Source organism: Corynebacterium sp. KPL2830 (assembly GCF_040225635.1).
In the GTDB taxonomy this organism is placed as follows: domain Bacteria; phylum Actinomycetota; class Actinomycetes; order Mycobacteriales; family Mycobacteriaceae; genus Corynebacterium.
In genome coordinates, this window is record NZ_JBEHFR010000001.1 from 59,062 (window position 1) to 78,871 (window position 19,810).

Annotated in this window: 17 protein-coding genes; 10 read left to right on the forward strand and 7 right to left on the reverse strand. The window is 59.1% G+C overall.

Going from position 1 to position 19,810, the window contains the following annotated elements; genetic code table 11:
• Positions 1–24: 24 nt before the first annotated feature.
• Together tal and tkt are read right to left on the reverse strand one after the other, a co-directional pair.
• Entirely contained in the window at positions 25–1,110 is a 1,086-nt protein-coding gene (gene tal, locus ABRP87_RS00275; RefSeq protein ID WP_349867006.1) for a transaldolase, read from the reverse strand.
• Positions 1,111–1,142: 32 nt separating this feature from the next.
• Positions 1,143–3,215, reverse strand: coding sequence for a transketolase (gene tkt / locus ABRP87_RS00280; protein WP_349867126.1), 2,073 nt, complete (start codon positions 3,213–3,215; stop codon positions 1,143–1,145).
• Between the two features lie 365 nt (positions 3,216–3,580).
• On the opposite strand from tkt, the gene ABRP87_RS00285 reads away from it, so the two are divergent.
• On the forward strand, positions 3,581–4,525 hold the full coding sequence (locus tag ABRP87_RS00285; RefSeq protein WP_239268188.1) for a heme o synthase: 945 nt from the start codon (positions 3,581–3,583) through the stop codon (positions 4,523–4,525).
• 53 nt (positions 4,526–4,578) lie between these two features.
• Here ABRP87_RS00285 and ABRP87_RS00290 read toward each other — a convergent pair whose 3' ends face one another.
• The 5 genes from ABRP87_RS00290 to mptB form a co-directional block, all read right to left on the reverse strand.
• Positions 4,579–5,547, reverse strand: a complete 969-nt coding sequence (locus ABRP87_RS00290; protein WP_349867008.1) for a quinone oxidoreductase family protein — start codon at positions 5,545–5,547, stop codon at positions 4,579–4,581.
• Positions 5,548–5,604: 57 nt separating this feature from the next.
• Positions 5,605–6,633: a COX15/CtaA family protein gene (locus tag ABRP87_RS00295; RefSeq protein WP_349867010.1), complete on the reverse strand. Its 1,029-nt coding sequence runs from the start codon at positions 6,631–6,633 to the stop codon at positions 5,605–5,607.
• 70 nt (positions 6,634–6,703) lie between these two features.
• The gene (locus ABRP87_RS00300; RefSeq protein ID WP_349867012.1) at positions 6,704–7,468 is read right to left on the reverse strand and encodes an ABC transporter permease; all 765 of its coding nucleotides are present in this window, start codon (positions 7,466–7,468) and stop codon (positions 6,704–6,706) included.
• A gap of 84 nt (positions 7,469–7,552) precedes the next feature.
• Positions 7,553–8,482, reverse strand: coding sequence for an ABC transporter ATP-binding protein (locus ABRP87_RS00305; RefSeq protein WP_284869667.1), 930 nt, complete (start codon positions 8,480–8,482; stop codon positions 7,553–7,555).
• 6 nt (positions 8,483–8,488) lie between these two features.
• On the reverse strand, positions 8,489–10,213 hold the full coding sequence (gene mptB / locus ABRP87_RS00310) for a polyprenol phosphomannose-dependent alpha 1,6 mannosyltransferase MptB (RefSeq protein WP_349867014.1): 1,725 nt from the start codon (positions 10,211–10,213) through the stop codon (positions 8,489–8,491).
• 215 nt (positions 10,214–10,428) lie between these two features.
• On the opposite strand from mptB, the gene ABRP87_RS00315 reads away from it, so the two are divergent.
• From ABRP87_RS00315 to ABRP87_RS00355, 9 genes are all read left to right on the forward strand, one after another.
• The gene (locus ABRP87_RS00315) at positions 10,429–11,166 is read left to right on the forward strand and encodes a helix-turn-helix transcriptional regulator (RefSeq protein WP_349867015.1); all 738 of its coding nucleotides are present in this window, start codon (positions 10,429–10,431) and stop codon (positions 11,164–11,166) included.
• The gene (sufB, locus tag ABRP87_RS00320; RefSeq protein ID WP_005283048.1) at positions 11,163–12,602 is read left to right on the forward strand and encodes a Fe-S cluster assembly protein SufB; all 1,440 of its coding nucleotides are present in this window, start codon (positions 11,163–11,165) and stop codon (positions 12,600–12,602) included. The genes ABRP87_RS00315 and sufB overlap by 4 nt, the downstream gene beginning before the upstream one ends.
• Before the next feature lie 4 nt (positions 12,603–12,606).
• Positions 12,607–13,761, forward strand: coding sequence for a Fe-S cluster assembly protein SufD (gene sufD / locus ABRP87_RS00325; RefSeq protein ID WP_349867016.1), 1,155 nt, complete (start codon positions 12,607–12,609; stop codon positions 13,759–13,761).
• A 28-nt stretch (positions 13,762–13,789) separates the two neighbouring features.
• Positions 13,790–14,548 (forward strand): Fe-S cluster assembly ATPase SufC, encoded by a 759-nt coding sequence (gene sufC, locus ABRP87_RS00330; protein ID WP_005279139.1) that lies wholly within the window; start codon positions 13,790–13,792, stop codon positions 14,546–14,548.
• Between the two features lie 46 nt (positions 14,549–14,594).
• Positions 14,595–15,839: a cysteine desulfurase gene (locus tag ABRP87_RS00335; RefSeq protein WP_349867018.1), complete on the forward strand. Its 1,245-nt coding sequence runs from the start codon at positions 14,595–14,597 to the stop codon at positions 15,837–15,839.
• The gene (gene sufU, locus ABRP87_RS00340; RefSeq protein ID WP_005279143.1) at positions 15,839–16,291 is read left to right on the forward strand and encodes a Fe-S cluster assembly sulfur transfer protein SufU; all 453 of its coding nucleotides are present in this window, start codon (positions 15,839–15,841) and stop codon (positions 16,289–16,291) included. Before ABRP87_RS00335 ends, sufU begins: the two co-directional genes overlap by 1 nt.
• Positions 16,292–16,699 (forward strand): metal-sulfur cluster assembly factor, encoded by a 408-nt coding sequence (locus ABRP87_RS00345; RefSeq protein ID WP_005279145.1) that lies wholly within the window; start codon positions 16,292–16,294, stop codon positions 16,697–16,699. It begins immediately after the preceding gene.
• Positions 16,700–16,792: 93 nt separating this feature from the next.
• Positions 16,793–18,424: an ABC-F family ATP-binding cassette domain-containing protein gene (locus ABRP87_RS00350; RefSeq protein ID WP_349867019.1), complete on the forward strand. Its 1,632-nt coding sequence runs from the start codon at positions 16,793–16,795 to the stop codon at positions 18,422–18,424.
• Positions 18,425–18,429: 5 nt separating this feature from the next.
• Entirely contained in the window at positions 18,430–19,758 is a 1,329-nt protein-coding gene (locus tag ABRP87_RS00355; protein WP_349867021.1) for a DUF2254 domain-containing protein, read from the forward strand.
• The last annotated feature ends 52 nt before the right edge of the window (positions 19,759–19,810 follow it).

Sequence of the window (19,810 nt, forward strand, 5' to 3'; positions counted from 1 at the left end):
CGGGGCTAGGACCACGGTCGTAGTTTACGCGAGTCGTTGTTTGAGGGAATCAAGGAGGTCATTCCACGCGGCGACGAACTTATCGACGCCCTCGCGCTCGAGGACAGCAAAGACATCTTCTAGGTCGATGCCCACCGATTCGAGCTGGGAGAAGACCTTCTCGGCTTCTTCGCCGGCAGTGGAGAGGGTATCGCCGTGGAAACCACCCTCCTGCAGGACCGCATCAATAGTCTTTTCCGGCATGGTGTTTACCGTGTGCGGGCCAGCCAGTTCGGTCACGTACAGCGTTGCTGGGTACTCAGGGTTTTTCACGCCGGTGGAAGCCCACAGCGGACGCTGCACGGGCGCGCCTTCTGGGAGGCCATTGTCACCGATCAACTCCTCCTGGAAGAGAGCGTAGGCACGCTGGGCATTAGCGACACCTGCCTTGCCGCGGAGGGACAGGGCCTCATCGGAACCGATAGCTTCCAAGCGCTTATCAACTTCCGTATCCAGGCGGGAAACGAAGAAGGATGCGACCGAGTGAATCTTGGTGACGTCCTTGCCGTTATCAGCCGCGCGCTTGAGCCCGGCCCGGAATGCGGCGATGATCTCGCGGTAGCGGGAGACCGAGAAGATCAAGGTGACGTTGACGCTGATTCCCTCTGCCAAGGCATCCTCGATAGCGGGGAGGGAGCCCTTGGTAGCCGGGATCTTGATCATCGCATTGGGGTGGTCCACCTGGTCCCACAGTTCGCGGGCCTGCTTGAGGGTTGCTGCGGCATCGTCGGAGATGCGCGGATCCACCTCGATGGATACGCGGCCATCCTGGCCATCGGTCTCAGCATAGATATCGGCAAAAAGGTCACAGGCGTTTTGCACGTCCGTAATCGCCAGGGAGTAGACGGCTTCATCGGCCGAAGCGTTTTTCTCCTTCAAGGCCGCCAGGTCTTCGTCATAGGCCGTGCCGCTGGTCATGGCGGTGGCGAAGATGGCCGGGTTGGTGGTTACGCCCACGATGGATTTGGAGGAAATAATCTCCTTCAAGTTTCCGGATTCCAAGCGCTGGCGCGAGAGATCATCGAGCCACGTGGAGGTGCCCAATTGGGCAAGTTCAGAAATGTTGTTCATAGTCATTCCTTTTAGCGTCGGTGAGGTGGGGCTTAGCTTTGGGCTTCGGCGATGCTCTCGCGTGCGGCATCGGCAACCGCAGCAGAGGTAAAGCCAAACTTTTCGAAGAGCTCATCGCCGGGAGCGGAGGCCCCGTAGTGCTCTAGGGAGACGTTGCGGCCGAAAGTACCGGTGTACTTGTGCCAGGACTGAGCGAGGCCGGCTTCGACGGAAACACGGGCCCTCACGCTGCTGGGCAGAACCGATTCGCGGTACTCTGCGTCCTGCTCGTCGAACCACTCCAGGCACGGCGCGGATACCACGCGAGCGGCGGTACCCTCGCTTTCGAGCTGCTGGGCGGCCTCGACGGCTAGCTGTACCTCCGAGCCGGTGGCCAGCAAGATGACATCGGGCTCGTCCTTGGAGCCTGCGACCAAGGTGTAGGCGCCGCGGCGAACGCCATCGCGTGCCTTTTCCTTGGTGCCTTCCAAGATGGGGAGGTTCTGGCGGCTGAGCGCAAGGCCCTTTGGCGCTGCCTTGTATTCCATCGCCGCAGCCCAAGCTTGCGCGGTTTCATTGGCATCGGCAGGCCGGATGACGGACAAATTCGGAATGGCGCGCAAGGCCGATAGGGTCTCTACCGGCTGGTGGGTAGGGCCGTCTTCGCCCAAGCCAATGGAATCGTGCGTCCACACGTAGTAGGTATCGGTAGACATCAGCGAGCCGAGGCGCACTGCCGGGTACTGATACTCGGAGAAGATCAGGAATGTACCGCCATATACGCGGGTATTTCCGTGAAGGGCAATGCCGTTCATGATGGCGGACATTGCGTGCTCGCGGATGCCAAAATGGAGGTTGCGGCCATAAGGCTGCGCGGACCACTTATTGGTGGTGATGTTTTCAGGGCCGAAGGAATCCGCGTCCTTAATCACGGTGTTATTGGACCCCGCCAGGTCGGCCGATCCGCCCCACATTTCCGGCAAGGCGGCGGCCAGCGCCTGGATGGTCGCCTCAGAGGCTTTACGGGTGGCAATCGCGTCACCTGGCTCCCATACGGGGAGCTTGGCATCGAAGTTCTCTGGCAATTCGCGGGCGCTCATGCGGTCAAAGAGCGCCTTATTCTCGGCGTTGTCCGCCGCCCACGCGTCGAACTTCTTTTGCCACTGCGCGTGCTTTTCGGCGCCGCGCTCGCGCAGCTTGCGGGTGTGGGCCAAGACCTCATCATCAATGTGGAAGGTCTTTTCTGGGTCGAAGCCGAGGACTTCCTTGGTGGCGGCAACTTCGTCATCGCCAAGCGCGGCACCGTGGACGCCGCCGGTGTTCATCTTGGTGGGGGCGGGGTAGCCAATGACCGTCTTCACGCGGATGAAGGAGGGGCGCTCCGTTTCCTGCTGGGCATTGCGCACTGCCTCCTCAATGGCAACGACGTCCTCGCCGGACTCAACGGTCTGGACGTGCCAGCCGTATGCCTCATAGCGCGCAGCGACGTCTTCGTTGAAGGCGATATTGGTGTCATCCTCGATGGAAATGCGGTTGTCATCCCAGAAGACAATCAGGTTGCCCAGCTTCTGGGTGCCAGCCAAAGACGATGCCTCAGCGGTAACGCCTTCCTGCAGGTCGCCGTCGGAGGCAATGGCATAGACATAGTGATCAAAGGGGGATTGGCCGGCCGGTGCCTCAGGATCGAAGAGGCCGCGCTCTTTGCGGGCGGCCATCGCCATGCCTACCGATGATGCCAGACCCTGGCCGAGCGGGCCGGTGGTAATTTCCACGCCATCGGTGTGGTGCACCTCAGGGTGGCCAGGGGTAAGGGAACCCCAGGTGCGCAGCTGCTCGAGATCTTTCATCTCCAAACCGAATCCACCCAAGAAGAGCTGGATGTAAAGGGTCAGGGAAGAGTGGCCGACAGACAATACGAAGCGGTCGCGGCCTGCCCAATTCACGTCATTGGGGTCGTGATTGATAACGCGCTGGTAGAGAGTGTAGGCGAGGGGAGCCAGCGACATCGCCGTGCCTGGGTGCCCGGAGCCGCAATTCTGGACGGCATCGGCAGCAAGCACGCGCACGGTGTCGACCGCGCGAGTATCGGTCTCTGCCCAGTCGTCCGGATAACGGCGCTCGACCATAGCTTGCAGGTCTGGGGACAAATTATCTTTCGACACGGTATAAGGCCTCGCTTAACTCTAGGCGTTAATTACTGAACTCCCACACAGTCTAGTTACTTTTTTGACGGTGGTGCGGAATTATTGAAAGCTGCGGGGAACCGGTAAGCTGGCATGGCTAAGCGGTGTATGGCATAGCATTAGTTACTCTCTGCATTTCCGCTGCATTGATACGATCCATGTGTAGCGCATTTTAAATGTGAGCCATAGTGTGAATTAATTCTCCGGAACTTTTGTGCCGGGGTGTGCGACCACTACACCGTGGGCATACCGCACTGTGTAGCGTGTGTGCTGTAGATCAACGTCTGTTCAGATAGTGGAGGAATTCCTTGGAGACCATCAAGGCCTATTTTGCGCTAACGAAGCCGAGGATTATTGAACTCCTCCTCGTGGCCGCAATTCCGGCGATGCTCCAAGCACAACGGGGCGTTGAGGCGGTTTCTGAAAATATCTGGCTCATCATTTCCACCATTTTCGGCGGATGGATGGGCGCTGCGGCCGCCCATACCTTTAATAATGTGGTCGATTATGAAATTGACCAAAAGATGCAACGCACCCGCGCGCGGCCGCTAGTGCGCGCCACGATTTCGAAGCGGAATGCGGCGATCTTTGCCTGGATCATGCTCGTGGTGTCGGTGCTTTGGCTGGGCATCCTCGCAAATTCTTGGTTGGCCGCGTTCTTCGTCATCCTCACGAACTTTTTCTACGTCTTCGTCTACACCAAGTTTTTGAAGATGCGCAATGCCCAAAACATCGTGTGGGGCGGTTTAGCGGGGTGCATGCCGGCCATGGTGGGTTGGGCAGTCATCCGCGATAACGCGCCAGCAGGCGAGCCCGACCGCTGGTGGCAGGCAATAGTCCTATTCCTTATTATCTTTTTCTGGACCCCGCCACACACTTGGGCCTTGGCCATGAAGTATAAGGAAGATTACCGCAAGGCTGGAGTGCCGATGCTGCCGGTAGTGGCAACGGAACAAGAGGTAACCCGCCAGATTGTGTGGTATTCCGTCGGCACGGTCATCGTCACGCTGCTTATCGTTCCTGCGGCATCGTGGATTTACCTCATCGCCGCCGTAACTTCTGGCGCGGTCTTCTTATGGCTAGCCATCCGCCTGCACCAAGGCGTAAAGAAAGGCGCAAAGGTAAAACCCATGCGCCTGTTTATCTATTCAAATAATTACCTATCGGTACTCTTTATTGGCCTGTCTATCGATGCCGTCTTGGGTTGGGAACCAATCGGCCGGATGCTCGGTTGGTCCGCCACCCTGTTTTAGATTCCAGCAGCACGGTCAAGCGTGAGCCTTTGTAGCTCGCGCTTCTTTCTGCTTTAGTCCTGCTTTACCCGCAGGACAATAGAACCGGTGGTGCTGCGCGATTGTAGATCGCGGTGGGCCTGCTCTGCTTCCTCCAGGGGATAGGAGGCCGATACGTTGAACTTGAGGTCTCCGTCCATGACAGCCTGGACGACCGCTTGCGCGCGCATCTGGAATTCGCCCTCTTGCGCCGTCCACGCGCCGAGCGAAGGCCGGGTCAAGAAGATAGAGCCATGCTTATTGAGCAGCTGGGGATCGATGGGCTCAACCGGGCCGGAAGCAGCACCAAAGAGTGCGACAGTGCCGCGCGGACGAACGGCCTCGAGCGATTCGAAGAAGGTGGATTGCCCCACGCCGTCATAGACCACATCGACGCCGCGGCCGCCGTTAAACCGGCGAACCTGCTCGCCCAGGCCATCGCTGTAACGGAAGACGTGGTCGGCGCCGCACTTGTACGAGATCTCTTCCTTTTCATCGGTGGAGACGACCGTGTAGACCGTTGCGCCCAAAGAGGACGCCATCTGGGTCAAGAGCTGGCCCACACCGCCCGCACCAGCAGTGATGAGGCACGTGGCGCCTTTGCCAAGCTCATACACGCCGTGGGAAAGGAAGTGGGCGGTCATGCCCTGTAGCAGCATGGAGGCAGCGATCTCGGTGGGAAAATCATCCGGTACGGCGACAAGGCCATTCCGGGGGACGCAGACCTGCTCGGCATAGGAACCAAAGGCGTGGTGCCATGCCACCAGGGTGCCCTCCGCAATTTCTCCCTTGGGATCATGGACGACGCGCCCCGTTCCCTCAAAGCCAGGGATAAAAGGCGTCTGGGCGTGATAGATACCCTCGCGGTAGTAGGTATCGATATAGTTCACGCCCGCCACGGTGACATCGACTAAGACTTCGTCCTCAGTGGGCGTGGGCGCAGGAACCTCGGCGTAGCGCAAGACTTCCGGCCCGCCCGTTTCTGTGATCTGGATAGCATGCATAGGGCCATGCTATCCCACAAAGCCCAGTAGCTGCAGAAAAATGGTGCTGCCTAGGTCCTAGACGGCGGCGCGTTCCTCTTTTAATGCGTGCTGGCGAACGGCGTATTTATCGTCGCCGGCGGGAGAGCCTGAGATGAGGTCTGGCGTGCCGCCGACGCGGTGGCGCCCGTGTGCCCAGAGCAGGGCGGTAAAGCCGGTGACCACGGCGGACATACCGATGTGGAAGGGGACCGTCCACCGCGGCACGCCCAGGTAGAACTGCAAGACGCCCACCGCCCACTGGATGAGGATGCAGACGACAAGGACCCACCCGGCCTTCTTGGTCTCCTGCGGGGTGCGGTGCTTGTACAGCAGGAAGACGGTAATGGCGGTAAAGATGAGGTAGACGTACATGCACATGGCGTGGGCGATGGCCATGGACTCGGTATCTACATCCAAGCGACCATCCATTCCCACTCCGGAGTCGCCGGAGTGGACGCCAGAACCGGTCACCATGGTGCCAGTAATCAGGACGATCGAGAGGGCGATGGTCGCAACGACGGCGATGATGCGAATCGCTTGCGGGAAGCGCGGCTGTGCGGTGCCATCATCGGGTTCTTTGATGCGGGCGTACAACATGCAGGCAAGCCACACCAGCACCATGGAGGGCAGGAAGTGAAGCGCCACGGACCACCAGCGCAGATCCAAGTGCACGGAGATGCCGCCGATGACGGCCTGCAGGACGATGCCGGCCACGTTGAGCCAGGCATAGACCCTGAGCTCAGGACGGCGGCACGCCATATACATGGCGATGACTGCCGCGCCGGCGGCGGCGGAATCGACGAAGGTGAGTAGGCGGTTACCAAATTCAATGATCTGGTGGATTGCCGGGGCTGCGCCTTCGACCGGCACCAAGGAACCAGGCTGGCATTGGGGCCAGGTGGGGCAGCCCAGGCCGGAGCCAGTGACGCGGACGATGGAACCAGATACGGTGATGCCGCCTTGGCAGAAGATCAGGATCAGCGCGATGAGGCGCTGTTGCTCCACGGTAGGGACGGCTTCTTTAAAAAAGCGTTTAGTTCTGGTCCAGTAATTCACAAGCTGCATCTTACTAGGGGGTGTGTAGCGAGCCGAAACCTTTGGCTCTATTTCGCGGGGAACTGGGTATAACTCACATTTAGCCGTCGAAGCGGAACCAACGAACGGCCGCATACGACGCCACTGCCAGCCACGCGGTCAAGGAAATGAGCTCGATGCCGGGGAAGATGGAATTGGAGGCATCGGCAAGCGCGCCCGCTAGCGCCACCGTAGGAACGATATTGAGCAGGCCATTATCGCCCAAGCCCTGGGAGTACAGGGCCCAGCCGACGATCGCCAGCAGGATGAACCAAATGAGGTTAGCCAGTGCGAGTACGGCCTCAGAGCTGAGGGTCCCGCCAAGCACCAAACCCATGGCGGTAAAGGCAGCGACGCCAAATATGAGCGAGACGATCATGAGCAGAATGCCGGGCGCACTGATGCGCAGGCCCAAGGCAAAGGCCGTGGCACCGAGCACGAGAATCTGGAATACCACCATCGTCAACACGCCGATGATTTTGCCGCCGATAATCGCCCATGCCGGTACGCCGGAGGCGCCGGTGCGCTTTAAGGCCCCGTAGCGGCGGTCAAAGGCCAGGGAAATGGCTTGCCCGGTAAAGCCAGCCGATGTCGCCGCCACCGCAAGCACCATGGGAAAAACCTCGTGCAGACCATGGCCGGTGGTGGATTCCAAGTGTGCGGTCCCAATCAGGATGGCGAGCGGGATAATGATGCTGAGCAATTGTTGCTCGCCGTGGCGCAGCATGAGCTTGGCCTCCATGCCGCCTTGGGCAAGGATGATGGCGCCGGCACTCGCCCGCTTGGGTGCCGGGCGGAAGGTGCCGGGGGAAAACGTTGCGCTCATAATCGGGGGCCTACTCCTTGAAAATTCAAAGTGGTGGTTGTAGTTACTGGTGATTCTAGGATGAAGACAGGACACAGGGCTTCATCAACTGCGCAAGTGCCTGCCTGTGAGATCGAGGAATACTTCCTCGAGGTTCCGGTGGTGGGATTCCAGGCTTCGCAAAAGCACGCCTTGCCGGGCGAGCTCGGCGGCGAGGGCGGAAATCAGTTCCGGCGAACTGGGCTGGCTCACCCTGTAGTGCAGCGGCCGCGAGGCGGTCGTGGGGATCCCAATTCGCTGCAAGGCGTCCAAGTCAACTGCGGAGTTGGCGCTAAAACTAAAACCGGCGCCCTCGCCCTGGGAGGTAAGTTCTGCCGGGGTTCCCTGCGCCACGAGCGCGCCGTGATCCATGATGGCGATGTGATCTGCCAGCGATTCAGCCTCATCCATCAGGTGGGTGGTCAATATAACGGTGGCCCCGTCGCGCTTGAGGGCGCGGATGAGATCCCACACGGCGAGACGGGATTGGGCGTCCATGCCCGCGGTGGGTTCATCGAGGAAAACCAGCTCTGGCCTGCCGATGACCGCGAGTGCGAGCGATAGCCGCTGTTGTTGCCCGCCGGAAAGCCGCCGGTAGGACGTGCGTGCAACGCCTTGCAGGCCCAAGGTTTCTAGCAGCCATTCCGGTGGCAGTGGATTGGCGTTATAGCGAGCCGTCAATTCCAACATCTCTAGCACGCGGATACCTGAGTAGGATCCGCCGCCTTGCAGCATGATTCCCACTTTTTCGCGCACCTTATCTGGTGCGGTGCTGGGGTCAAGGCCCAAGACCTTAATGGAACCGGCGGTGGGGTGGATAAAGCCTTCAGACATTTCGATGGTGGTGGATTTGCCAGCACCATTGGGCCCAAGCAGGCAGAATATTTCGCCATGTGCAACGCTCAGGCTGAGCCCGTTGACGGCTGCCGTGGGGCCAAATTTCTTTACCACACCTTCCAAGGACAGGGCGGGGCTATCGGCTGGAATTACATTCACGGGTGCCTAGTTTAAGACACGGATTCCATTTCGGCGCATAGCAACCCACCACACTCCGGCCACTACGGCGAATGCGCAGGAAGCGGCGATATAAATGGAAAGCACCGTTCCCGCAGGTAGGCCCAAGCCGCGCGGGAGTACGAAAAAGCTCATCGCACCGGTATAGGCAACGACGCTAAACCGGAAGATGTGCCGGTTCGCCCACGCCGCCAACGGCAAAACGGCCCACAGGATGTACCAGGGGTGGACCACTGGGAAGAAAATGACGAGCACCAGGGTAGAAATTCCCAAGCCGCCGACGGGATGGATATATCCGCGCAGGGTGGCATACAGCATGCGGGCCATGAAGGCGACGGCGACCAAGACGCCGAAACTGCGGGTGATGGTCAATATGGCGTCTGTATGGTCCCCAAGCCCTAAGAACATCCCGAGGAAACCGGCGCCCACTCCCACAGCCGTGGATAGGGAAAGCCAGGAGCGAATCGTGGCGGCGCCGCCTTGCCCGGTAATCCATCCGAGGTTAATGCCCGTGATGAGGCTGATGAGCGCAATGGTGGCTATGAGCACCGCAGCCTGCACGGCGATGGCCGTGAATAAGGCCTTCCAGCGCGGCACGCGCGCCTGCACGTGCAAGTGGCGGGCATAAGCCATGCCGATAAAGCCGAGCCCAATAAAGCCGGTGACCTTGACCATTCCGGCGCTGGATAGGAAAATTCCCGAGGCTATCAGCGCTAAGTAGGCCCCTCTTTTATCCTGCCCCAGCTTATCGATGCCCCTTAATCCAAACTCCATGCCCAACAACGACAATCCAAGCATGATGGATTCATTATGAATACCGCCGACGAGGTGAAGGATGGTCAGCGGGTTCAAGATGCCGAGCCATAGTGCGGAGGCAGGGGAGACGCGGCATCGCTGAGCAAGCTGCGTGATGGCCCAGCCGGCCACGATGATTCCTACGATGGAAAGTAGGCGGTGGGCGATGACGCCTAAGACAATGGAATTTCCGGTGGCGATGCTGACTATGGCCGCCAGCCCCAGGGCAACTGGCCCATAGGGCGACGGTGAATTTGCCCAGATAAACGGAACGGAACGCGCGAGTTCGTTGCCAGCACCCAAGAGCTGCACCGGGCCGGCGGAATAGGGATCCATCCCTTGGGTCACGATGGAGCCATTGGCCAAATAAGAATAGATGTCTTGGGTAAATAAGGGAGCGGTGAAGATGAGGGGGATGACCCACCCAGCCCACGTGATCCACAACTGGCGCGGGGACACGAGCCGGCGGGAGCGACCGCTGGCAGGCTCGCCGGGTCGCGCCTGGCGCAGCGGGGTGCCCACGAATGGGGCTAGGAAAATCCAGGCAGTAACTAAAAGACCCACGCCCACCATGACAAGGGCAGACGAGGTCTGCAGCATGCGTGACATGAGCGAGCCAAAGGGCACATTGTCATAAGGGTTGCCCACTACAGGCAGCGCGCCTGCTCCCAAAGCGCCAAAGGCAATGAGGAGGGATCCGACGGTTCCGGCCCACCGCAAGATGAAAAAGGTGCGCTTTTGGGAGACCGTGGTGTGCTGGAGAACCTCTGGCGCTTGGGTGATGAAATCGTAGCGAGTATCACCGGCTTGCGCGCCTGTTCCTTCAGCGTGCAGCTGCGCGGAACGAGAACCTGCGGTACCCAAGCGTGGCAATTCTGCCTTAACGCTATCGAGTACTCCCCGTAGTTTCCCTTTCATGGCTTTAGACCTTACGCGAGGACCGCGGGGTGGGAAATTCACCCCCGCCGCCACGCCCGGTAACTGCAATGGTGGCATTCCGGAATGAATTAAGGAACACTAGTGTTGTCTAATGATGAAAGCGCAGTTATGGCGCTTGCGTAGCGACGGCAATTTCGGCGCGACGGAGCGCGGTGGCTGCAGGCAACTGACCTAAGGAAGGGAGGTTTTAGGGCATGGGTAACTCACAGCGCGCGGCAGCGGCGCATGTGGCGGTTAAAGAATCGCGGTCCACGGATGGTGATACCCGCCGCCAGGTACTGCTGCTATTGCTTAAAGATGGCCCTGTAACCGCCTCTTACCTGGGTGAGCGCCTTGGTCTTTCGACCGCCGGGATCCGCCGGCATTTAGACATTCTGGTGGAAGAAGAACTAACGGAAGTTGTCGAGCGCCGTCCAGTTTCTCGTTCGTGGATGCATTCCGGAGCGGGTCGTGGGCGACCGGCAAAGCACTTCCGCCTGACGGATCGTGGGCGTGCGCAATTTGGCCACGCCTATGATGAATTAGCTTCTGAAGCGTTGACCGCGCTGCGCTCTGCGGGCGGTTCAGAGGCTGTAAAGAACTTCGCTAAGGCTCGGTTTGAGCGCATCATCGCCGATGTGCGTCCCTTCGTGGACGCGGAAGAATCGGTTGAGGAAGTAGCGCGCAAACTGGCTGAAACCCTGGATCAGCACGGGTACGCCGCAACCGTGGACCGCGCTGGCCAGGGAGTGCAAATCTGCCAACACCACTGCCCGGTTGCCCATGTGGCGGCGGAGCATCCCGAACTGTGCGAGGCAGAGCAGGAAGTCTTTTCCGCCCTCTTAGGCAAACACGTACAACCTTTGGCGTCTATCGCAGATGGCCACGGAATTTGTACCACGAATATCCCCTTGACACCTGTCAAAACTAATACTGAAAGGAGCGAGTCATGACCCAGGCACAATCGGCACCTGACAATAAGATGACCGATGATGAGATCATCGATTCTATTGGTGCGTATGAGTACGGCTGGCACGACTCTGACTCGGCCGGCGCTTCTGCCGCCCGTGGCCTGAACGAGGACGTTGTCCGCGATATTTCCGCAAAGAAGGGCGAGCCCGAGTGGATGCTGAACCAGCGTCTCAAGGCTCTGAATATCTTTGATAAGAAGCCTATTCCCTCTTGGGGAGCGGATCTCTCCGGCATCGACTTTGACCAGATCAAGTACTACGTCAAGTCCACCGAAGAGCAGGCGCAGACCTGGGACGACCTCCCGGATGATATTAAGGCCACCTACGATAAGCTGGGCATCCCTGAAGCGGAAAAGCAGCGCTTGGTTGCCGGCGTGGCCGCACAGTACGAGTCTGAGGTTGTCTACCACCAGATTCGCGAGGACCTGGAAAGCCAGGGCGTTATCTTCGTCGATACTGATACCGCGCTGCGCGATTACCCGGAGCTTTTTAAGGAACACTTCGGCACCGTTATTCCTGCCGGTGACAATAAGTTCTCCGCGCTCAACTCCGCAGTGTGGTCCGGCGGCTCCTTCATTTACGTGCCGAAGGGCGTGCACGTTGACATCCCGCTGCAGGCCTACTTCCGTATTAATACCGAGAACATGGGCCAGTTCGAGCGCACCCTCATCATCGTGGATGAGGATGCCTACGTTCACTACGTGGAAGGCTGCACCGCGCCCATCTACAAGTCTGATTCCCTGCACTCCGCGGTGGTGGAGATCATCGTGAAGAAGGGCGGCCGCTGCCGCTATACGACGATCCAGAACTGGTCCAGCAACGTCTACAACCTGGTGACCAAGCGCACCAAGGTGGAAGAAGGCGGCACCATGGAATGGGTCGATGGCAACATCGGCTCCAAGGTCACCATGAAGTACCCGGCCGTGTGGATGACCGGACCGCACGCTAAGGGTGAGGTACTTTCCGTCGCCTTCGCTGGCGAGGGACAGTTCCAGGACACCGGTGCGAAGATGACGCACATGGCGCCCTACACCTCCTCCAATATCGTCTCCAAGTCCGTTGCCCGCGCCGGCGGCCGCGCTGCTTACCGCGGCTTGGTGCAGGTTAACCAGAATGCGCACCACTCCACGTCCAACGTGGAATGCGACGCCCTGCTCGTGGACAATATCTCACGTTCGGACACATACCCGTATAACGACATCCGCAACGAGTACGTCACGTTGGGCCACGAGGCAACCGTTTCACAGGTTTCTGAAGAGCAGCTGTTCTACCTCATGTCCCGCGGCATTGCGGAAGAAGAAGCAATGGCAATGATCGTGCGTGGCTTCGTTGAGCCGATTGCTAAGGAGCTGCCGATGGAGTACGCCCTCGAGCTCAACCGCCTCATCGAACTGCAAATGGAAGGATCGGTCGGCTAAAGAAATGGTCGCTTCGAACGAATTCAATCCGGATAAGATCACCAAGGGTGACGTCTTTACCTCTACCAACGTGGAGGATTTCCCGGTACCGCACGGCCGCGATGAGGTCTGGCGCTTTGTTTCCCTGCGCATGCTGCGGGGCCTGCACAACGGGGAATTTGCTCAAGCGGTTGCCCAGGACGTCAAGGTAAGCGAGCATCCAGGCGTTTCTGCGGAGACTGTAAGCCGCGACGATGAGCGCCTTGGCCGCGTGGGCAAGCCTTCTGACCGCGTGGCTGCCCAGGCATGGACCTCCATGCCGGAGGGTCAAGTGGTAACCGTTGACCCTGAGGTGCAGGTGGAAGATCCCATCACCATTACCTATACGGGCAAGGGCGACGACGTGACCTCATTCGGTGCCACTTCCATCGAAGTTGGCCACCATGCAGAAGCCACCGTTGTGCTGAAGTACGTTGGTTCCGGCACCCACGCGGATAACGTGGAGTTCATCCTCGGCGATGGCGCGCACCTGACCGTCATCGTGGATGTCGACTGGGAAAACGACGCGGTGCACCTGTCTAACCAGGTAGCACAGGTGGGACGCGATGCCGTGCTGCGCCATAACTCCGCCATCTTCGGCGGCGAGGTCGTGCGCATTGTCCCGCGCGTGAACTTCACCGCTCCCGGCGGCGACGCCGAGTTGCTGGGTGTGTACTTCGCCGATTCTGGTCAGTACTTCGAAAACCGCATGCTCGTGGATCACTCGGTTCCGAATTGCCGGTCCAATGTCCTGTACAAGGGCGCATTGCAGGGTGAGAAGAAGAACGAAGCTCGTACCTGCTGGGTAGGAGACGTGCTTATCCGCTCCAACGCACAGGGCACCGATACTTATGAGACGAATAATAACCTCATCCTTACGGACGGTGCGCGCGCTGACGCTATCCCGAACCTGGAGATTGAGACCGGTGAAATCACCGGCGCCGGCCACGCCGCAACGGTTGGACGCTTTGACGATATCGAGCTGTTCTACCTGATGTCGCGCGGCATTCCGGAGGCAGAGGCTCGTCGCCTCATCATTCGTGGCTTCTTCAATGAGGTCATCCACCGCATCCCGGTGCAATCCCTGTTCGAGGAACTGGAAAACCGCATTTCCGAAGAACTGGAAAAGATCTCCGCTTAACGCACTTACAGAAGGAAACCCACACACTATGTCTACTCTGGAAATTAAAAATCTCCACGCCCAGGTTCTGCCGAACGAAGAAAACGGCGAGCCCAAGGAAATCCTCAAGGGCGTCAACCTCACCATTAACTCCGGCGAGATCCACGCCATCATGGGTCCGAACGGCTCCGGCAAGTCCACCTTGTCCTACACCATTGCTGGTCACCCGAAGTACGAGGTCACCGAGGGCGAGGTGCTTCTCGATGGCGAAAACCTCCTCGACATGCCCGTCGACGAGCGCGCTCGCGCCGGCCTATTTTTGGCCATGCAGTACCCAACCGAGGTGCCGGGCGTAAAGGTATCGCAGTTCATGCGCTCCGCCGTGACCTCCATCCGCGGCGAGGCCCCCAAGCTGCGCGAGTGGAATAAGGAACTTACTGAGGCTCGCGAGAACCTGAAGATTGATAAGTCCTTCATCTCCCGCTCCGTCAACGAGGGCTTTTCCGGTGGCGAGAAGAAGCGCCACGAGGTCATGCAGCTGGACATCCTAAAGCCCAAGTTCGCGGTCATGGATGAGACCGACTCCGGCTTGGACGTTGACGCGCTGCGCATCGTCTCTGATGGCATCAACCGCTACCAGGATGACACCAATGGCGGCATCTTGATGATTACCCACTACAAGCGCATCCTGAACTACGTGCAGCCTGATTTCGTGCACGTATTCGCTAACGGCCAGGTTGTGAAGACCGGCGGGGCCGAGTTGGCAGACCAGCTCGAGTCTGACGGCTACGACCAGTTCCTGCAGTAAAGACCAGCCCAGCGCTGGTTCATCCTCGATGAATCGAAGAAGTTTTATGTCTGGATTTGATGTAAACGCAATTAGGGAGCAGTTCCCGATCCTGCAGCGCACCGTGCGCGGCGATAAGCCGCTGGTGTACCTGGATTCGGGGGCTACCTCCCAGCGCCCACTGCCGGTGTGGAAGGCAGAGGAGGAGTTCGTTCTCCATACCAACGCGCCAGTCCACCGCGGCTCCTACCAGTTGGCCGAGGAGGCGGATAACGCCTATGAATCGGCCCGGCAGGCAATCGCGGCCTTTGTTGGCGCGGACCGCGATGAGATTGCCTTTGCCAAAAACGCTACCGAGGCGCTCAATGAGGTTGCCTATACGCTTTCCGATGAGCGCGCGGGCGAGCTGTACGTAGGAGAGGGCGATACCGTCGTCATCACGGAGCTTGAGCACCACGCCAACCTCGTGCCTTGGCAAGAGCTCTGCGAGCGCACCGGTGCCACCTTGAAGTGGTACTCGTTGACTGACGATGGCCGCATTGACCTGGATTCACTCGAGCTCGATGAATCCGTAAAGGTCGTTGCGTTTACCCATCAGTCCAACGTCACTGGCGCGGTAACCGATGTCGAGGAAATGGTGCGCCGGGCCCGTGCGGTCGATGCCATGGTGGTACTCGATGCCTGCCAGTCCGTCCCGCACATGCCGGTGGATTTCCACGCCCTGGATGTGGATTTCGCCGCATTCTCGGGCCACAAGATGTGTGGCCCGAATGGCGTGGGCGTGCTCTACGGCAAGGACGAATTGCTGCGCAAGCTTCCCCCGTTCCTCACGGGTGGCTCCATGATCGAGGTAGTGAAGATGGAAGGAACCACCTTCGCGGAACCGCCCACGCGATTTGAGGCGGGAACGCAGATGACCAGCCAGGTCGTCGGCCTCGGCGCCGCGGTGAAGTTCCTCGAGGAGGTGGGGATGGACAATATCCATGCCCACGAGCAGAAGCTCACCGCTTATGCCTTGGAACAGCTCCGCGAGATTCCAGGGCTGCGCATCATCGGCCCAGAAACGGCTGAGAACCGCGGCGCGGCCATCTCCTTTACCGTGGAGGGCGTTCACCCGCATGATCTGGGTCAGGTTCTTGATGACCAAGGCGTATCCATTCGCGTTGGCCACCACTGCGCATGGCCGCTGCACCGCGCTTGCGGTGCGCAGTCGACCGCGCGCGCTAGCTTTTACCTGTACAACACGGAAGCCGAAGTAGATAAGTTGGTAGAAGCCATTAAGGCCGCCCGCGATTTCTTTGGAGTTGCCTAATGAATCTAGATTCGATGTACCAAGACGTGATCTTGGATCACTATAAAAATCCGCAACACGCGGGGTTGCGCGAGCCGTTCCAAGCGGAGGTTCACCACGTGAACCCCTCGTGCGGCGATGAGCTCACGTTGCGCGTCAACCTTTCCGCGGACGGCAAGACCGTCGAGGATGTGTCCTACGACGCCGAAGGCTGTTCCATCTCGCAGGCATCGACGTCCGTCATGGCGGAAGAGATCGTCGGCTTGCCTTTGGAGGAAGCCAATAAGAAGCTTGCCGAGTTTGAAAAGATGGTCACCTCGCGTGGCCAGGACGAGGGCGATGAGGACATCATCGGCGATGGTGTTGCCTTTGCAGGTGTTTCTCAATACCCGGCACGAGTTAAATGCGCGCTGCTAGGGTGGAAGGCTTTTCAGGCCGCCACCGCAGACGCGCTCAATGAAGTGGAGAAGTAAATGACCGATCCCGTAGATCCTTACCAGAACGAAAATTCGTCCTTCAGCGCAGGCGGTGAGCGGCCAGAGCAGACGGAAGAACAGCTGTCGAAGGCCTTTGATATCACCGAGTTCATGCGCGATGTCATCGACCCGGAGCTCGGCATCAACGTCGTTGACTTGGGCTTGGTCTATGACCTGTGGCTGGAAGAAGAGGACGGCAAAGAGCTCGCCATGATCAACATGACGTTGACCTCGCCGGCCTGCCCTTTGACCGACGTCATTGCGGAACAGGTTGAGGACATTGTTACCGGCAAGAAGCTTGCCGATGGCGTGCGTATCAACTGGGTCTGGATGCCACCCTGGGGCCCACACATGATTTCCGAAGAAGGCCGTGAGCAGCTCCAGGCTCTGGGGTTTGCGGTTTAATCACCACGGAATGTCTAAAAGGCGGCGGTAGTTTTACCGCCGCTTTTTTGCGTGAATTAGTGCCTTGGCCTTTGGTTGCTAGACTGACTTGTCGTGATTGTGACCAATGATTTTGAGGTACGCGTAGGCGCCCGCACGCTTCTCGATGCCCCCGGACAGCATCTCCGCGTCCAGCCCGGCGACCGCATCGGGCTAGTGGGCCGTAATGGTGCGGGAAAGACCACGACCATGCGCATCCTGGCAGGTGAGACCGAGCCTTATGGCGGTATTGTCTCTCGTTCGGGTCCGATTGGTTACCTTCCGCAGGATTCGCGCGAAGGCAATATCGAGCAAACCGCGCGCGAGCGCGTGCTTTCCGCCCGTGGACTGGATGATATTAAGCGGCGGATGGCCAAGCAGCAAGAGCTGATGGAAACGGCCACGGATGAGAATTTCCGCGACAAAGCTATCCGTAAATACTCCCGCCTGGAAGAACAATTCGATTCCTTGGGCGGCTACGAGGCCGACTCCGAGTGCGCTCAAATCTGCGATAACCTAGGCCTGCCTCAGCGCGTTTTGGACCAAAAACTCAAGACGCTATCGGGTGGCCAACGCCGCCGCGTGGAGCTGGCACAGATCCTTTTTGCAGCCAGCGAAGGCTCGGGTAAATCCCAGACCACGTTGCTCCTCGATGAGCCGACCAACCACCTGGATGCGGATTCCATCGTCTGGCTCCGCCAGTTCTTATCCAAGCACGAGGGCGGGTTGGTCATGATTTCCCACGACGTCGAGTTGCTCGAGGCCGTGTGTAATAAGGTCTGGTTCCTTGATGCGGTGCGCGGCGAGGCGGATGTCTACAACATGGGCTATAAGAAGTACCTCGATGCCCGCGCAACCGATGAGGCACGCCGGCGCCGCGAGCGCGCGAATGCCGAAAAGAAGGCCTCCGCGCTGCAAAAGCAGGCCGCCAAATTGGGTGCTAAGGCTACCAAGGCCGCAGCGGCGAAGCAGATGCTAAACCGCGCCGAGCGCATGATGAATGACCTCGATGAGGTGCGCGTTGCGGATAAGGTAGCCAATATTAAATTCCCTGAGCCCGCCCCGTGCGGCAAGACGCCCATGAACGCCAAGGGACTAACCAAGATGTACGGTTCGTTGGAGGTGTTCGCGGGCGTGGATCTGGCCATCGATAAGGGCTCCCGCGTCGTTGTCCTGGGATATAACGGTGCCGGTAAGACGACCTTGCTCAAGCTCTTGGCGGGGGAGGAGCGCACCGATGGCGAGGGTGGCATCGTCAGTGGCCACGGTTTGCGCATTGGTTACTTTGCGCAGGAGCACGACAATATCCACCCGGATAAGAGCGTATGGGAAAACACCATCGAGGCCTGCCCCGATGCGGACCAGCAAGAGCTGCGCGGGCTGCTGGGAGCGTTTATGTTTTCCGGCGATAAACTGCAACAGCCCGCTGGAACGCTGTCTGGCGGTGAGAAAACCCGCCTGTCGCTGGCTACGTTGGTCTCCAGCCGCGCGAACGTGCTGCTTCTCGATGAGCCGACCAATAACCTCGACCCCATCTCCCGCGAGCAGGTGCTCGACGCGCTCAATACGTACACGGGCGCCGTCGTCTTGGTAACCCACGATCCGGGCGCGGTGAAGGCGCTCGACCCTGAGAGGGTGATCATCATGCCTGATGGCGATGAAGACCTGTGGTCCGATGAGTACATGGAAATCGTCGAGCTGGCTTAAGCCTGATGAAGACGCTGATCGAGAGAATGCCCGCTTGGCGGGATAAGTTTTGGGTCATTCCCGCGGTAGCGGTAGCGGTGGCCGTCGTGGCGGCCGAGGGCATGCTGGCGATCGACCGCAACTTCGACCTGGCACTCTCTCAGCTCTATGACGGTAGCGCGGAGAGCGCCCAGGGCCTGCTCACCGCAGTAGCCACCGCCACGCTGTCCCTGGCCGGGACCCTGTTCTTTATCACCCTGACCGCGCTTTCCGGCGTGGTGACGGTGATGGGCCCGCGTCTGTTGCACGAGTTCCTCAAGGACCGTTCCATCCAGTCCACCCTGGGGATCTACCTCGCGACCTTTACCTATTCGCTGCTATCTCTACGTGCCGTGCGCGCCGGTGGTGAAGGCAAGCAAGAACACGTTCCCTCGCTCAATGTTGCAGTCGACATTGCCTTGGCACTGATATGCGTGGTCTTTTTGATTTATTTCATCGTCCACATCGCGCAGTCCATCAGCATGTCTCACGTGGTGCACGTGGTGGCCCAAGACGTGGAAGAGCACATGCGCCGCCTCATTGAACGCGGCGAGGAGGAGAAGGTTGCCAAGGCACCAGGTTCGGATTTCTATGAATCCGCTGACGCAACCCGCAGCTCTCAAACGGGCTACCTGAAATTCGTGGACTACGAGTCCATTGCCCAAGCGGCGGCCGAAGAAGATTGCGCGGTTCACTTAGGTGTGGCCCCCGGCGATCTTGTGCTTGAAGGAGAGGTCATCGCCCACGGCGTGCCGCACATGCCGGAAAACATTGAAAAGCACATCGTGGTCACGCAGCACCGCGAGGATGCCTCCGCGCACGACCCGCGGTTTACGGCTCGGCACCTCGCGGAGATTGCCGCCCGCGCTTTAAGTACCGGCGTCAATGACCCTTATACGGTCATCGACATCATTGACCGCTTCACGCAAATCTTGGTGGTCATTGGGGACAAGCGCTTGCCGCAAGGGATTATGCATATCGATGGCGAGTTCCGCTTGGACTATCAAACCTTTAGCTACGAACAGATCATTGAGGCGATGTTCACCCAAATCCGCCGCGATGCGGCCGATAACGCCGAAATCTACCTCAGCCTGCTCAATAACCTGGCCAAGGTGGTCGCGCTGCTGCGCACCGTGGAGCGCCGCAATGTCCTAGATGAAGCAGCGGAGGCCATCTACTCCGATGCCGGCCGCCAGGTCGGCGGCGAGGTGGAATTGCGCCAGTTAGAAGATTCTTTTCAGCACTTCAAAGCAAACCTCGCCCGGTGGGAAGAATCCGAAAAGCCGGGCGAGGAGAATGAAGACTCCGAGTCCTAAGAGGAGCTTGGCGCGCTTGTCCTAGGCGCGCTTCCCCCTAGGTGTGGAGTAC

Excerpts from the sequence above, each read along its gene's own strand:
- ABRP87_RS00355 (WP_349867021.1), top strand. The coding sequence starts at position 18,430 with ATGAAGACGCTGATCGAGAGAATGCCCGCTTGGCGGGATAAGTTTTGG.
- ABRP87_RS00315 (WP_349867015.1), top strand. The coding sequence starts at position 10,429 with ATGGGTAACTCACAGCGCGCGGCAGCGGCGCATGTGGCGGTTAAAGAA.
- ABRP87_RS00295 (WP_349867010.1), bottom strand. The coding sequence starts at position 6,633 with ATGCAGCTTGTGAATTACTGGACCAGAACTAAACGCTTTTTTAAAGAA.
- ABRP87_RS00300 (WP_349867012.1), bottom strand. The coding sequence starts at position 7,468 with ATGAGCGCAACGTTTTCCCCCGGCACCTTCCGCCCGGCACCCAAGCGG.
- ABRP87_RS00335 (WP_349867018.1), top strand. The coding sequence starts at position 14,595 with ATGTCTGGATTTGATGTAAACGCAATTAGGGAGCAGTTCCCGATCCTG.
- sufB (WP_005283048.1), top strand. The coding sequence starts at position 11,163 with ATGACCCAGGCACAATCGGCACCTGACAATAAGATGACCGATGATGAG.
- tal (WP_349867006.1), bottom strand. The coding sequence starts at position 1,110 with ATGAACAACATTTCTGAACTTGCCCAATTGGGCACCTCCACGTGGCTC.
- sufD (WP_349867016.1), top strand. The coding sequence starts at position 12,607 with ATGGTCGCTTCGAACGAATTCAATCCGGATAAGATCACCAAGGGTGAC.
- ABRP87_RS00290 (WP_349867008.1), bottom strand. The coding sequence starts at position 5,547 with ATGCATGCTATCCAGATCACAGAAACGGGCGGGCCGGAAGTCTTGCGC.
- ABRP87_RS00345 (WP_005279145.1), top strand. The coding sequence starts at position 16,292 with ATGACCGATCCCGTAGATCCTTACCAGAACGAAAATTCGTCCTTCAGC.
- sufC (WP_005279139.1), top strand. The coding sequence starts at position 13,790 with ATGTCTACTCTGGAAATTAAAAATCTCCACGCCCAGGTTCTGCCGAAC.
- mptB (WP_349867014.1), bottom strand. The coding sequence starts at position 10,213 with ATGAAAGGGAAACTACGGGGAGTACTCGATAGCGTTAAGGCAGAATTG.
- sufU (WP_005279143.1), top strand. The coding sequence starts at position 15,839 with ATGAATCTAGATTCGATGTACCAAGACGTGATCTTGGATCACTATAAA.
- tkt (WP_349867126.1), bottom strand. The coding sequence starts at position 3,215 with ATGGTCGAGCGCCGTTATCCGGACGACTGGGCAGAGACCGATACTCGC.